Source organism: Nordella sp. HKS 07 (assembly GCF_011046735.1).
Taxonomy (GTDB): Bacteria; Pseudomonadota; Alphaproteobacteria; order Rhizobiales; family Aestuariivirgaceae; genus Taklimakanibacter.
This window is the reverse complement of sequence record NZ_CP049258.1, coordinates 2,639,896-2,654,360: the sequence shown is the minus strand read 5'-3', so window position 1 is coordinate 2,654,360 and position 14,465 is coordinate 2,639,896. Positions and strand designations below refer to the sequence as shown.

The following is a 14,465-nucleotide window of genomic DNA, read 5'->3' as shown; positions in this document are numbered from 1 at the left end:
CTGTCGGGCACCCTCTCCCGCAAGCGGGAGAGGGGAAAATGGGAGAGGATTGGGCGAGGATAGCTGCCCATGGACATCAATCTCACACCCATCATCGCGAGCTGGCCGTTCCTCGCCAAGGCGCTCGGCATGACGATCTTCATCAGCGTGATGTCGACGGCGCTCGGCTTCGTCATCGGCGTGATCGTCGGCGCGCTTCGGACCTATGGCGGACGGGCTGCGAATATCGTGCTCGGCTTCTATGTCGACAGCATGCGCGCCATCCCGCTGCTCGTCATTCTCGTATGGACGTTCTTCGCCTTCCCGCTGCTCATCGGTTCGTCGATCAATGCGGTGACCGCCGGTATTGCGGGCCTCGGCCTGCATCTCGGTGCCTATGTGTCGGAGACGATCCGCGCCGGCCTCACCTCGGTACGCCGCAACCAGATGCAGGCCGCACTCGCCCTCGGCATGAGCCGCTTCCAGGCGATCAAGACCATCATCCTGCCGCAGGCGGTCATCCGCATGCTGCCGGCGCTCGGCTCGCTCTTCGTCATCGCCATCAAGGACAGCGCCATCGCCTCCGTCATCGCGGTACCTGAATTGCTGCGCCAGACGCAGATCGTCGCCGGCAAGACCTTCCGTCCCTTCGAGCTCTACACCGCCGCCATGCTCGCTTATTTCGTCCTCTGCTATCCGGTGGCGCGCGGCGTCGACCGGCTCTATCGGCGCCTGGCGCATCTGGGGTCGTCATGAACTTCGACTGGAACATCGTCTGGTCGAGCCTGCCGCGACTGCTCGATGGCGCCTGGATGACGATCTGGCTCGCCTGCGTCACCATGCTGCTCGCCATTCCGGGCGGGTTAGCGCTGGCGCTGCTCAGGCTCTCCGGGATCAAGCCCCTCGCGATGGCCGCCACCGCCTTCGTCGAATTCTTCCGCGCGACACCGCTCATATTGCAGATCTACTGGGTTTATTATGTGCTGCCGGCCTATTTCGACATCCAGCTCTCGCAGATCGCCACCGCCATCGTCGGCCTCGTCTGCAATATCTCCGCCTTCAACTCCGAGACGTTCCGCTCCGGCATCGTCTCGATCAGGCAAGGCCAGTGGAATGCCGGCCTGGCGCTGGGCATGAGCCGGCTCGACGTGTTCTTCCGCATCGTGGCGCCACAGGCCCTGATGCGCGTGCTCCCGGCGCTCGCCTCGACCTGGGTGTCCCTGTTCAAGGATACCTCACTCGTCTCGATCATCGCGGTGTCGGAGCTTTCCTATGTGGCACTGCAGATCCGGGCCGAGACCTATCGCATCCTCGAAGTGCTTACCGCCATGGCCGCCCTCTACTGGCTGATGGGTTATCCGCAAGCGAAGCTCGTCGATTGGATCCACCACCGTTTCAAGGTCGCCGAATGACTGCCGCTCCGATCCTCCTCTTCGAGAATGTCGTCAAGCGCTATGGCGCGCTGACCGCCCTCGCCGGCGTCAGCCTGACGCTCCATCGCGGCGAGGTCGTCTGCCTCATCGGGCCTTCCGGTTCCGGCAAATCGACGCTCTTACGCTGCGCCAATGCGCTCGATCCCATCGATGAAGGCCGCATCACCTTCGACGGCCATGAGGTCCGGAGCACGGAAAGCTCGGTGAAGCTGGTGCGCCAGCGCATGGGCATGGTGTTCCAGAATTTCGAGCTGTTTCCACATCTCACCGTCCTGCGCAACATCACCATCGGCCCGACCACGGTGCTGAAGCTCGCCATGGCGGAGGCGCAAGCGCGGGCGCGCAGGCTTCTCGCCAAGGTCGGCCTCGCCGACAAGGAAACATCCTATCCTTCCGCCCTCTCAGGCGGACAGCAGCAGCGCGTCGCCATTGCCCGCGCGCTTGCCATGGAGCCGGCGCTGATGCTGTTCGACGAACCGACTTCGGCGCTCGACCCCGAGACGATCGGCGAGGTCCTGAGCGTGATGAAGACGCTCGCCGATGAAGGCATGACCATGCTGGTCGTCACCCATGAGATGGATTTCGCCCGCCGCGTCGCCCACCGTGTCGCCGTCTTCGACAAGGGACGCGTGATCGAGGAAGGCACGCCGAATGAGATCTTCACCCAGCCGCGCGTCCCGCGCACGCGTGATTTCCTCAGCCATCTCGGCTGGCACGGCGAAAGCAGCAGATAACGGAAGAGAGCGTCATGAAAGAACACAAAATCGAGAGAGCCGAAGTCTTCGTCGTCGGTCCCGATGTGGAGCGCTATACATGGGCGGAAGGCATGACCGGCCAGTATATGGCCAATATCATCCTGCACCTAACGGCGGCGAGCGGGCTTCAGGGTTTTGCGGGCGCTGCGATGATTACGCCGCATTGCTTCGACCGCGCCGTCGGCGAGACCTTGCGCCATGTGCTGCCCGACGTCATCGGCCGCCATTTCGGCGAGCGCGAGATCTTGTGGCATCAGATGCGCAATCTCGGCACGCCGATGGTGCCGCAGGCGCATTCGCTCATCGACATCGCCCTGTGGGACATGGCGGCGCGCCACGCGCGATTGCCGCTGCATCAGTTCCTCGGCGGGGCGCGCGACAAGATCCTGTCCTATGCCTCGACGCCGCTGCTCGCCGACGACCAGGCCTATATCGACTATGTCGGGGAACGCCATGCGGAGGGCTTCAAGGCGGTGAAATTCCATTGCTGGTGCGTGCCCGAACGCGACCTGCCGATGTGCGAGGCGGTCAAGACCCATTTCGAGGGCAAGGACCTGGCCCTGATGCTCGATGTCGAGCAGCGCTATGATCTCAACGGGGCGCTGCGCGCCGCCCGCCATCTAAGTGAGCTCGATTTCCGCTGGTTCGAGGCGCCGCTCGTCGACACCGATATCGAAGGTTATCGCGAGATCAGGCGGCAGAGCACGGTGCCGGTGATCGCTGCGGGCAATACCTGGACCGATCTGCAGATGCTGACCCAGGCCGCGAAGCTCGGCGCGTGGAGTGCCTTGCGCGTCGATGCCACGATCTGCGGCGGCATCACGCCGCTGCGCAAGATCATGGGGCTCGCCGAGGCGATGGGCATGGATGTCGAGATCCAGTGCTGGGGCTATACGCTCACCCAGGCGGCCAATCTCCATGTGATGCTGGCCTACAGGAATTGTACCTATTTCGAGCAGCCAGTGCCCTATCCCGCCTTCGAATATGGCTCGCATGACGTCATCCGCACCGACAAACAAGGCTATGTCCACGCGCCGAAGGGAGAAGGCCTCGGTATCGGCATCGACTGGAAGGCGGTGGAAAAGGCCGCTATCCTGCAATTCGAGGTCCGCTGATCATGGAACGCCGTCTCGAAGGCAAGAAAGCGCTCGTCTATGGCGGGGGAACCGGCATCGGCTTCGCCATCGCGCAGGCTCTGGCACAGGAAGGCGCCAGCGTCTTCCTGTCCGGCCGCCGCAAGAACGTGCTCGACGAGGCCGTCGCGCAGCTCTCTAATTTCGGCAAAGCCGGCAGCGCTCCGGGCGATGCCAGCCGCAAGGAGGACGTGCGACGCGTCACCGCCGCGGCTTACGAATTTCTCGGCGGTCTCGACACGCTGGTGATGAGCGCCGGCGCGGCCGGCCGCACATCGATCTTCGATACGGAGCCCGAGGAATTCCAGCGCATCATGGATCATACGCTGATGCCGGCTTTCTTAAGCGTGCGCTATGCCGCTTCCCATCTCCTCGCCGCCGGCAAAGCCTCGGTCATCATCATCTCATCGACCTTCGGGCTCATCGGGCGCGCCGAGCGTGTGGCTTATTGCGGCGCCAAGGCCGGCGTGATTGGCATGGTGAAGTCGATGGCGCTCGACTTCGCGCCCCACAACGTACGGGTGAATGCGATGTGTCCCGGCTATGTCGAGACGCCGCTGTCGCTCGAAGTGGCGAAGGCCGAGGCCGATCCGGAAGCGGCAATCCAGGCCAAGCGCCTGATGCATCCCATCCCGCGCGCCGGCAAGCTCGAGGAGATGGGCGAGCTCGCAGTCTACCTGGCGTCGGATCTGTCGGCCTTCATGACGGGTCAGGCGATTGCAATCGACGGCGGCTATTCCAGCCGCTGACGCGCGAGAAAAGCGTGGGCCGCTTCGTTGCGACGCTCGACAAGGCAGCGTTACCCGATGCACAGTCCCGCAATCGGGATCCGCCGAATTGACGGAACGAACAGGGAGGTGAAGATGGGCAACTGGCTTGAGACGAGCTACATGGCGCGCAAGGGCGTCGCGCGCGGCAAAGCCGGCAAGACGCATGAACTGACCGTCGAGAAACAGGGCAAATACCACTATGTCTACGGGCCCTATGCCAAGCCGGTGCTTTCGATCGAACCCGGCGACATCGTCGTCGCCGAAACCCAGGATGCTTTCGAAGGCGCGATCAAGTCGGAAAAGGACAAGCCGAGCGAGCTTCTGCACATGCCCTTCCTCAATCCGCAATGCGGACCGATTTCGGTCAAGGGGGCGGAGAAAGGCGACGTGCTCTGCGTTCATATCCATAGCATCAAGCCGCGCGGTCCGCAGCCGGTCGGCACCACGGCGCTGATCCCGGAATTCGGTGGCCTTGTCGCCACCAACAACACCGCCCTCCTCAACCCGCCATTGCCGGAACGGGTGAAGAAGATGGAAGTGACGGAGGCGGGAATCAAATTCAACAGCAAGATCACGCTGCCCTACGAGCCCTTCATCGGCACGCTCGGCGTCAGTCCAGAGATCGAGGCCGTATCGTCGTTGCAACCCGACTACTGGGGCGGCAATATGGACCTGCCCGATGTCTGCCCCGGGGCCGTGGTCTATTTCCCGGTGCATCACAAGGACGCCTATCTCTATCTGGGCGACTGTCACGGCACCCAGGGCGATGGCGAATTGTGCGGCGTCGCGGTCGAAATCCCTTCGACCACGACCGTGCAGGTCGATCTCATCAAGAACTGGAAGATCGCCTGGCCCAGGCTCGAGAACGAGAAGTTCATCATGGCGATCGGCAGCACGCGGCCGATGGAGGATGCGGCGCGCATCGCCTATCGCGAGCTCATTCACTGGATGGTCGATGATTATGGCTTCGACCAGTATGAAGCCTATTTCCTGCTGACCCAGGCCGGCAAGGTGCGGCTCGGCAACATGGTCGATCCCAAATATACGCTCGGGGCATCCATCCTGAAGAGCTATATCGGGTAGTCCAGACTAGACGAGAGCAATCCTAACCCTCACCCTGAGGTGCGACCCCGGTCCTTGAGCCGGGGGAGCCTCGAAGGGTGTCCTTCAATGCATTCACTCTATCCTGAGGGATGCTTCGAGGGCCGCTTCGCGGCCACCTCAGCATGAGGGTGATTTGGAGTCGTCCTGGAGAATCTTGGACCGTCAACCGGCCGTGCTATCATGGCGCCATGACCAGCGATATTCGCATCCTCGTCGTCGACGATGAGCCCCAGATCCAGCGTTTCCTCAAGCTCGGTTTGACCGCCGGCGGCTTCTCGGTTTCGGCCGCCATGACCGGCGGCGAAGCGATCCGCATGATCGCCACCAACGCGCCCGACCTCGTGCTTCTCGATCTGGGGCTGCCCGACCTCGACGGCAAGGACGTGATCCGCCAGACCCGCGCCTTCTCAGCCGTTCCGATTATCGTCGTCTCGGCGCGCGACCGCGAGGGAGAGAAGATCGAGGCCTTCGATCTCGGCGCCGACGACTATGTGAACAAGCCCTTCGGCATCGGCGAGCTTTTGGCGCGCATCCGCACGGCGCTGCGTCATCACAACCGGTCCGGCAGTACTCAGCCGGTGCTGAGCCACGGGCGGATCAGCCTCGACGTGACCGCTCATCGCGCCAGCAAGGATGGTACGCCGCTCAAGCTTACGCCCAAGGAATTCGACCTCCTGGCCCTGCTGTTGCGTAATGCCGGCCGCGTCCTCACCCATCGCCAGATCCTCACCTCCGTCTGGGGGCCGGCGCATGCCGAAGACATGCAGTATCTGCGCGTGCTGATCGGGCAATTGCGCGGCAAGCTCGAGGACGATCAGGCGAATCCGCGCTATATCCAGACCGAGCCCGGCATCGGCTACCGCCTCAACACGGAAGAGCCGGCCTGAGGCCCAGAAGCATGGGCTGATCGTGCGGGCGATACGATCGCGCTGTCGCCGCCCTTGATCATCACCGGCGAGGAGATCGATGATATGTATCAAAGGCTCGGGCGCACTTTCGACGCCTTCATCCCGCAACTCAGCGCAACCCTCTGATGTGAGGAGGCCCCATGGACTGGAACTTCCCTTACGCGTCTTCACGCATGCCGGTGCTGGCGCGCAATTGCGTGGCGACGACGCAGCCGCTCGCGGCGCAAGCCGGCCTCACTATGCTTGCCAAGGGTGGCACGGCGGTCGATGCGGCGCTCGCCACCGCGATCGCGCTCACTGTCGTCGAGCCGACCATGAACGGGATCGGCGGCGATGCCTTCGCCATCGTGCATGATGGCAAGGCGCTCTATGGCCTCAATGCCTCGGGCCGCGCGCCCAAGGCCTGGCACCGCAAGCGCTTCGACGGGCACGACAAGATGCCGGTGACGGGCTGGGATTCGGTCACCGTTCCGGGCGGGGTCGCTGGATGGGCGGCACTGCATGAGCGCTTCGGCCGCCTTCCCTTCGAAGCCCTGTTCGAGCCGGCAATCCGCTATGCGAAAGAGGGCTTCCTGGTGTCGCCGGTCATCGCGCAGATCTGGCAGAATCAGGTCGAGCGCCTGCGCGATCAGCCGGGCTTCGCCGAAAGCTTCCTGCCGCATGGCCGGGCGCCCACGGCCGGTGAAGTGTTCCGCTGCCCGGGCCAGACCGATACACTCGAGCTCATCGCCCGCAGCAAGGGCGAGGAGTTCTATCGCGGCAGTCTCGCCCAGAAAATCGCGGCAGCAGCAAAGGCGCAAGGCGGGGCTCTAAGCCTCTCCGATCTCGCCGATCACGCGCCCGACTGGGTGGCGCCGATCAGCGTCGGTTTCGCCGGCTACGACATCCATGAATTGCCCCCCAACGGCCAGGGCATCTCGGCGCTGATCGCGCTCGGCATATTGGATCGTCTCGACATCGACGGTCTCGACGCCGACAGTCCCGAGTTCGTGCATCTGCAAATCGAGGCGACCAAGATCGGCATGGCGGAAGTGCGCGCCCATGTCGGCGATCCTTCAGCCATGCGGCTGACATCCGCCGATCTTCTCGATCCGGCAAGACTCGACGCCCATGCGGCACGTGTCACGCGTGACCGCGTCAGCGCGCCCGCACCTGCCCGGCAATCGACCCACGGCACAGTCTATCTCGCCGCCGCCGACCACAACGGCATGGCCGTCTCCTTTATCCAATCCAACTATCGCGGCTTCGGCTCAGGCGTCGTCGTGCCGGGCACCGGCATTGCGCTCCATAATCGCGGCTGCTGTTTCGTCCTCGACAAGGACCATCCCAATATCGTCGGACCCGGCAAACGTCCGCTCAACACCATTATTCCGGGCTTCGCCACGAAGAACGGCAAGACGGTCGCCGCTTTGGGTGTCATGGGCGGCTCAATGCAACCGCAGGGACATGTGCAAGTGGCCTGCCGCATGCTGGCCAGGAATCAGAATCCGCAAGCGGTGATCGATGCGCCACGCTGGCGCTTCGAGGACGGCCAGCTGTCGCTGGAAGCGGCCTGGCCGGAAGCGACCCGCTCCGCACTCGCGGCATTTGGCCATACGACCACCGGCGGCACATATCTCGACTTTGGCGCCGCGCAAATCATCTGTAGACTTGGCGAGGATGGCTGGATCGCCGCCTCGGAAGGACGCCGCGACGGCTGCGCTGTGGGGTTGTAAAAATGACTGCGACTACTCTGATCGAACTTCTGAAAACCGGCGCGAATGGGGATCGGGCCCTCGGCGCGCCGGGACGACCGGGCCTCACGCATGGAGCCTTGCGCAGCCTGTTACACAGGACGATCGAGCGCCTCAATGCGCTCGGCATCGGGCGCAATGACCGGGTCGCCATCGTGCTGTCGAACGGCCCCGAAATGGCGAGCGCCTTCGTGAGCGTAGGTGCGGGCGCCACCACCGCGCCGCTCAACCCCGCTTATCGCGCGGAAGAATTCGAATTCTATCTGGGCGACCTCAATGCGCGCGCTCTCCTGCTCGACGAGGCCGGCAACCCGGCAGCCGAGGAAGCGGCGGCGAAGCTCAAGCTGCCGATCCTGCGCCTTAAGGTACAGGACGGTGCGGCGGCTGGCGATTTCACCATCGAAGGCCAGGCGGTCGGCGCTCCCAAGCAGGATGGCCCGGCGCAGGCAGACGACGTGGCCCTGGTGCTCCACACTTCCGGCACGACCTCCAGGCCCAAGATCGTTCCGCTCAGCCAGAAGAATGTCGCGGCCTCGGCGCACAACATCGCCCGCACGCTGGCGCTGAAGTCCCAGGACAGCGGCCTCAACATCATGCCGCTGTTCCATATCCACGGGCTCATCGCGGCGGTGCTCTCCTCGCTGTCGGCCGGCGCCTCGATCACCTGCACGCCGGGCTTCAACGCGCTCAAATTCTTCGCCTGGCTCGATGAGGCGAAGCCCAGCTGGTACACGGCTGTACCGACCATGCATCAGGCGATCCTCGGCCGGGCGGCGCGCAACGAAGAAAGCATCAAGCGCGCGAGCTTGCGCTTCGTGCGCTCCTCTTCCTCATCGCTGCCGCCACAAGTGATGGCCGAGCTCGAAGCGACCTTCACCTGCCCGGTGATCGAAGCCTATGGCATGACCGAGGCCGCGCATCAGATGGCGTCGAACCCGCTGCCGCCTCTGGCGCGCAAGCCCGGCAGTGTCGGCATCGCCGCCGGCCCCGACGTGGCGATCATGGGCGCGGACGGCCGCCTCCTCAATGCCGACGAGACAGGCGAGATCGTCATCCGCGGCGCCAATGTCACGGCGGGCTATGAGAGCAACCCCAAAGCCAATGAGGAAGCCTTCGCGCATGGCTGGTTCCATACCGGCGATCAGGGCACGATGGATGCGGAAGGTTATGTCCGCATCACCGGCCGCCTCAAGGAGATCATCAATCGCGGCGGCGAGAAGATTTCCCCGCGCGAGGTCGATGAAGTGCTCATGGACCATCCGGCGGTGCAGCAGGTCGTCACCTTCGCCATGCCGCATGACAAGCTCGGCGAAGAAGTGGCGGCGGCGATCGTGCTGCGCGACGGCCATCAGGCGAGCGAGCGCGAGATCCGCGACTTCGCGTCCGGCCGCCTCGCCGATTTCAAGGTGCCGCGCAAGCTCGTCTTCCTCGAGGAAATCCCGAAAGGCGCCACCGGCAAATTGCAGCGCATCGGCCTCGCCGCCAAGCTGGGTCTCGGCTGATGAAGATCTGCATCTTCGGGGCGGGCGCCATCGGCGGGCTCGTCGGCGCGAAACTCGCGCTCAAAGGCGATGCGGAAGTGAGCCTCATCGCGCGCGGGCCGCATCTCGAGGCGATGCGCAAGAACGGCCTGATACTGCGGGAGGCGGAGACCGAGACGACGGTCAAGGTCGCTGCCACCAGCGACGCGAAGGAGCTGGGTCCGCAGGATTACGTCTTTCTGGCGCTGAAGGCCCATTCCATTCCCGGCATTCTCGACAGCTTGAAGCCGCTCATCGGGCCCGACACCGCTGTCGTCACCGGGCAGAATGGCGTGCCGTGGTGGTATTTCTACAAACAGAGCGGCGCTTACGAAAACCAGCGCATCGAGGCGGTCGATCCGGGCGGGTGCATCTGGGACATGATCGGGCCTGAGCGCGCCATCGGCTGTGTGGTGCATCCCGCCGCCGAGATCGAGGCGCCCGGCATCATCCGCCATGTCGAGGGCGACCGCCTGCCGCTCGGCGAGCCGTCGGGCGAGAAGACGGAACGCGTGTCGCGGCTGGCCGAGATCCTGGTCGCGTGCGGGATTCGCGCGCCGGTCAGGCCGCAGATCCGCAGCGAGATCTGGGTCAAGCTGTGGGGCAATCTCTCCTTCAATCCGATCTCGGCCTTGACCGGGGCGACGCTCGAGCAGATCTGCGCCGATGAGGCGGTGCGCGCCGTCGCGCGCGCCATGATGGTCGAGGCACAGGCCATCGCCGAGGCGCTCGGCATCAAATTCGCCATCGATGTCGACAAGCGCATCGCCGGTGCTGCGGCAGTCGGCGCGCACAAGACCTCGATGCTGCAGGACCTCGAACTCGGCCGGCCGCTCGAGATCGACGCGCTCGTCACCGCGGTGCAGGAACTGGGCCGCCTCACGCAGAAGCCGACGCCGACGATCGACACGGTCCTGGCGCTCATCCGCCAACGCGCCGCGATAGCAGCTCAATCGAGTCGATAAACCCGCTTCGCCGTGCCGGACAGGATTTTCTCCTGATCGGCCGGCGCATGATTCGCTAGCGCGGCGCGGTGAGCGGCGATCAGCTCGCCATAGCCTGCCCAGAGCTTCTCGATCGGGAAGTTGGAGCCGAACAAGCAACGCCCCGGCCCGAAAAGTGCCACCGTCTCGCGCGCGATGCCGGCAATGATTTTGCGGTCGACCTTGTGAATGAAGGTGCCGAGGCCGGACAATTTCGAGACGACGTTCGGCTGCACCGCCAGTTTCGCCATGCCGTTCCGCCAGGCGTCCCAGCCTTGCGGCGAAATATCCTCCAGCATGCCGGCATGCTGGAGAATGAAGGTGATGTCAGGAAAATCGGCGGCAAGCTCGGCCGCATCCTGCATCTGGCTGGTGAAAACCTGCAGATCGAAGCTCAGGCCATATTCGGCGACATATGACATGTTGCGCCGGAAGACCGGCTCGCGCATCAGATCGGGGCGCGCGGCGAAACGGTATTGCGGATTGTCGTGCCAGTGCAGCTGCATTCTTATGCCGCGCAGCAAGGGATAGGCATCGAGTCGGTCGAGCTGCCGGCGGACATCCGCCGCCATCAGATCGGCATAGCCGACAATGGCGTGCGGCCAGCCGGTTTCCTCTGCCGTCCGCTGCACCCAGCGCACTTCCTCCTCGAAATCATCCCTGGCCCAGTTGGCCTGGACATAGACCGAGCGGGTCACGCCCGATGCCGCGATATCGGCGAGATATTCGCCAATGGGATAGTCACGGCGGATGGGTTCGTAAGGGCCGAATATGCGCGGCAGCATGGGGCCTGAGAGCCAGGGCAGATCGGACTGACGCCAAATGTGATGATGCGCATCGACGATGCCGGTCATGGCCGCGCCCCTATCTTCAGGGTGTGCTCGACGAGGCTGGCGATCGAGCCGCCACTCCCGAGACGGTCGATGTAATCGAGTATGGCTTTCAGGGCCGCGGTCTCGGGGCGGAAGCGCGGATCGGCGGCCAGGGGCGTCAGCCAGGCGAGGTGCCAGGCGCGCCTGGCGATACGCGCCACGGCTTCCCGCATCGGCGCCGGATCGCCGCGCTCGAGGCCATCCGACAGAACCAGCATCACCGCGCCGCGCAACAATGCGGTATAACGCGGATTGGCAAGGAAGGACTGCAGGGCCGGGCCGATCCTTGTGCCGCCATCCCAGTCGCCGACAAGCGCCGATGCATTTGCGAGCGCCAAATCTCTGCGGCGCCGGCGCAACGCTCCGGTGATCCGGGTGAGGCGCGTGCCGAAAGTGAAGGTTTCGACCTTGCCGGCGAGAGCGGTGAGGGCATGCGCGTAGCGAAGATAGTCCGCCGTATGCGCCTTCATCGAGCCCGATATGTCGATGAGGAGAACGATCGGGCGCAAGGTCGGCTTGCGGCGGCTGCGCATCAGGGCGATGACGTCGCCATCATGCTCGACGATGCGGCGCAGGGACCGGCGCAGATCGAGCCCTTCGCCGTCCTTGCTCGCGACTTTGCGGAAGCTGCGCCGGCGCGGCAGAGCGCGTGCCGCCTCTTTGTTCAGCCGGCCGATCGCGGGGTCATCGGCGCGCTCATCGAAGCGCCGGAGATTCAGCATCTCTCTCGCGGTCGCCGCCTTTCCCGACCGGCTCGTGTCGCCCGCTTCCGGCGGCTTGTCCTGCCCGAGCCCCTTGTCGCGAACAGGTGCCTTCTCTTCCGGCAGGCTCCTGGCGGCAAGGACGGCGTCGCCCTCCTCGCAGAAGAAAGCCCGAAACAACGCGTCGAATTCGGACAATCGGTCGACCGGCGGCGCCAAGGTCGCGAGCGCCGCCTGGCGAATGCTGTCCATGCTATGCGGGCCCAGCAGGCGGACGGCGCCCAGAAACATCACCACCTGCTCATGCGACAAGGGAAAGTCATGCCGGCGCAGCAGCCGGGTGAAATCGACGAGAAGAGCAGCGGCGCGCGGCAGTTTCATGAGGCGCAGGCCTTGTTCAGAAGCTCATCCAGCCCCTCGCGCGCCAGCGTCATGTCTTCTTCATCCTTCAGCGCGACACCGATGGCGCGCCGGAACGCCTCCGGCCAACGGCCGCTGCCGGCTTCGAGCATCTGCGCCGCCTTGGCCCATTCGACCGCCTCGGAAATGCCGGGCGCCTTGGCGAGCGGCAGCCTGCGCAGGCCGTTCACGGCAGCAACGACGGCGCGTGCCGTCGCCTCGGCGAGCTCCGGTGTCCTGAGCATGATGATGCGCGCCTCGCGCTCGGGCTCAGGATAGGCGATCCAGCTATAGACACATCGCCGCCGCAACGCCTCATGCAGCTCGCGCGTGCGGTTGGAGGTCAGGATCACCACCGGCGGCGAGGCCGCTTTCAGCGTACCGCGCTCCGGAATGGAGATCTGGAAATCGGAGAGGAATTCCAGCAGAAACGCCTCGAATTCATGGTCGGCGCGGTCGATCTCATCGATCAGAAGCAGCGAGCGGTCGGGCGCCTTGAGTGCCTTCAGCAAGGGCCGCTCGATGAGAAACTCGTCCGCATAGAGATCGGTGGCCGAGTCGCGCCTGAGACTCAAGAGCTGGCGGGCGTAGTTCCACTCATAGAGCGCATGGCCGGCATCGATGCCCTCGTAACATTGCAGGCGGATGAGCTCGAGGCCGAGACCAGCGGCCAGGGCCTTGGCCGCCTCGGTCTTGCCGACGCCCGGCAGACCTTCGAGCAGGAGCGGCTTGCCGAGCCCGAGCGCCAGGAAGGCGGCGGTGGCAAGCTCCTCGCCCGCGAGATAGAGCTGGCGCTCGAGCCTGGCCGCAAGATCCTCGGGCGATGCGACGTCGCGTTCAGACAAAGACTTTCTCTTCGACCAGGAGATGGAAGCGGCTGACACAATGCGAGGCGGCGTCGCCACCTGCGGCCTTGCCGGCATCGGTCGCCATCGCGGCAAGACGCGCCTCGGCATTGTCGAACCACATCTCGCTCACCGCGTCGTAAGGGTTATCGGGGTTCTCCTCCCTGGCGACATTCATGCGATAGCCGCGCAGCCCGGGAAGCTTCTGGGCGAGGAGCGGATGCTCCGACTGTGCCCATTGCCGGAACTCGGCGAGGCTCATATCGGCGCGGCGGCGCATCAGAGACATGACTTTCAGCATCGTGACTTCCTTTCCGACTTCAGGGTTTCAGGCATGCAAGGCGCGGATGCCGCGCAGAACTTTTTCCGGCGTGATCGGCAGCGAATCGACCCTCACCCCGACGGCATCGAAGATCGCATTGGCGATCGCCGGGATCGGCGAGTTGGCGGTCATCTCGCCGACGCCCTTGGCACCGTATGGTCCGTCCGCCGCCGGGCGCTCGATGACGACATTGGCGAATTCCGGCAGGTCGCCCGGACCCGGCATCAGATATTGATTGAAATCGACGGGTCCGTGCGAGCGGTCCGGATAATAGGGCTCGGTCGTCTCATAGAGCGCGTGCGAAATCCCCATCCAGGCGCCGCCGATGATCTGCTGCTCGACCATGCGCGGATTGAGGGCGCGGCCGACTTCATAGGCGCTTTTGAGCGACAACACCGCGACCTCGCCGGTCTCGGTGTCGACCTCGACCTCGGCCACGGTGCAGGCATGCGCATAGCAGGTGGCGGGCGCCATCTTGCCGGTCTCAGGCTCCGGGTAGGAGCGCGGCTGCAGGAAGATGCCGCGCCCGGAAATCGATTTGCCGTGCTTGAAATGCGCGGCGAGCGCCACATTGAGTACTGATACCGCCTTTTGCGGGCTGCCCTGCACATGGATATTGCCGGCCCCGTCGGTGACAAGATCACCCGCGTCGACCTCGAGCTCCTCGGCCGCCACTTCCAACATGACGGCGCGCGCTTCCTTCGCCGCCATGATGATGGCATTGCCGATGCGATGGGTGCCGCGCGAGGCGAAAGTGCCCATGCAGTGCGGGCCCGTATCGGTATCGGCCGTGTCGATGATGACATTGTCGGTCGGCACGCCCAAGGTCTCGGCGCAGATCTGCGCCATGACGGTCTTGAGGCCCTGCCCCAGATCGACGCTCGACAAGGTCACGATGAAACTTCCCGTGGTCGTCGCATGAATGAGCGCCTGGGAAGGATCGCCGCCCAGATTCATGCCTGTCGGGTAATTGACCGCCGCCATGCCGCGGCCGCGTTTCTTCGTCAT

Annotated in this window: 15 protein-coding genes; 10 read left to right on the top strand and 5 right to left on the bottom strand. The window is 64.4% G+C overall.

The annotated features are described in order from the left end of the window. Positions 1-69: 69 nt before the first annotated feature. The 10 genes from G5V57_RS12495 to G5V57_RS12450 all read left to right on the top strand — a co-directional run bounded on the left by G5V57_RS12495 (position 70) and on the right by G5V57_RS12450 (position 10,300). A complete protein-coding gene (locus tag G5V57_RS12495; RefSeq protein ID WP_165167825.1) occupies positions 70-735 on the top strand; it encodes an amino acid ABC transporter permease in 666 nt (221 codons plus the stop codon). Beyond that, positions 732-1,391 (top strand): amino acid ABC transporter permease, encoded by a 660-nt coding sequence (locus G5V57_RS12490; protein ID WP_165167824.1) that lies wholly within the window; start codon positions 732-734, stop codon positions 1,389-1,391. Before G5V57_RS12495 ends, G5V57_RS12490 begins: the two co-directional genes overlap by 4 nt. Then, complete coding sequence (locus G5V57_RS12485; protein ID WP_165167823.1) at positions 1,388-2,146, top strand: amino acid ABC transporter ATP-binding protein; 759 nt, start codon at positions 1,388-1,390, stop codon at positions 2,144-2,146. Before G5V57_RS12490 ends, G5V57_RS12485 begins: the two co-directional genes overlap by 4 nt. A 14-nt stretch (positions 2,147-2,160) precedes the next feature. Beyond that, a complete protein-coding gene (locus G5V57_RS12480) occupies positions 2,161-3,282 on the top strand; it encodes a mandelate racemase/muconate lactonizing enzyme family protein (protein ID WP_165167822.1) in 1,122 nt (373 codons plus the stop codon). Positions 3,283-3,284: 2 nt separating this feature from the next. Continuing rightward, entirely contained in the window at positions 3,285-4,049 is a 765-nt protein-coding gene (locus tag G5V57_RS12475) for an SDR family NAD(P)-dependent oxidoreductase (protein WP_165167821.1), read from the top strand. A gap of 114 nt (positions 4,050-4,163) precedes the next feature. Further along, the gene (locus tag G5V57_RS12470; RefSeq protein WP_165167820.1) at positions 4,164-5,153 is read left to right on the top strand and encodes an acetamidase/formamidase family protein; all 990 of its coding nucleotides are present in this window, start codon (positions 4,164-4,166) and stop codon (positions 5,151-5,153) included. A 209-nt stretch (positions 5,154-5,362) separates the two neighbouring features. Next, positions 5,363-6,061, top strand: coding sequence for a response regulator (locus G5V57_RS12465; RefSeq protein WP_165167819.1), 699 nt, complete (start codon positions 5,363-5,365; stop codon positions 6,059-6,061). Between the two features lie 161 nt (positions 6,062-6,222). Then, entirely contained in the window at positions 6,223-7,797 is a 1,575-nt protein-coding gene (locus G5V57_RS12460) for a gamma-glutamyltransferase family protein (protein WP_206530256.1), read from the top strand. 2 nt (positions 7,798-7,799) lie between these two features. Continuing rightward, positions 7,800-9,317: an acyl--CoA ligase gene (locus G5V57_RS12455; RefSeq protein WP_165167818.1), complete on the top strand. Its 1,518-nt coding sequence runs from the start codon at positions 7,800-7,802 to the stop codon at positions 9,315-9,317. Continuing rightward, entirely contained in the window at positions 9,317-10,300 is a 984-nt protein-coding gene (locus tag G5V57_RS12450) for a 2-dehydropantoate 2-reductase (protein ID WP_165167817.1), read from the top strand. The genes G5V57_RS12455 and G5V57_RS12450 overlap by 1 nt, the downstream gene beginning before the upstream one ends. Here G5V57_RS12450 and G5V57_RS12445 read toward each other — a convergent pair. Genes G5V57_RS12445 through G5V57_RS34830 form a run of 5 tightly spaced genes read right to left on the bottom strand, consistent with a single transcriptional unit; the run spans position 10,285 to position 14,465 of the window. Beyond that, entirely contained in the window at positions 10,285-11,172 is an 888-nt protein-coding gene (locus tag G5V57_RS12445; protein WP_165167816.1) for an amidohydrolase, read from the bottom strand. The two genes, G5V57_RS12450 and G5V57_RS12445, sit on opposite strands and share 16 nt — an antisense overlap. Next, a complete protein-coding gene (locus G5V57_RS12440; protein WP_165167815.1) occupies positions 11,169-12,272 on the bottom strand; it encodes a VWA domain-containing protein in 1,104 nt (367 codons plus the stop codon). Before G5V57_RS12440 ends, G5V57_RS12445 begins: the two co-directional genes overlap by 4 nt. Continuing rightward, on the bottom strand, positions 12,269-13,135 hold the full coding sequence (locus tag G5V57_RS12435; protein WP_246737603.1) for a MoxR family ATPase: 867 nt from the start codon (positions 13,133-13,135) through the stop codon (positions 12,269-12,271). The genes G5V57_RS12440 and G5V57_RS12435 overlap by 4 nt, the downstream gene beginning before the upstream one ends. Further along, complete coding sequence (locus tag G5V57_RS12430; protein WP_165167813.1) at positions 13,128-13,436, bottom strand: EthD family reductase; 309 nt, start codon at positions 13,434-13,436, stop codon at positions 13,128-13,130. The genes G5V57_RS12435 and G5V57_RS12430 overlap by 8 nt, the downstream gene beginning before the upstream one ends. Before the next feature lie 27 nt (positions 13,437-13,463). Beyond that, positions 13,464-14,465, bottom strand: a complete 1,002-nt coding sequence (locus tag G5V57_RS34830; protein ID WP_165167812.1) for a xanthine dehydrogenase family protein molybdopterin-binding subunit — start codon at positions 14,463-14,465, stop codon at positions 13,464-13,466.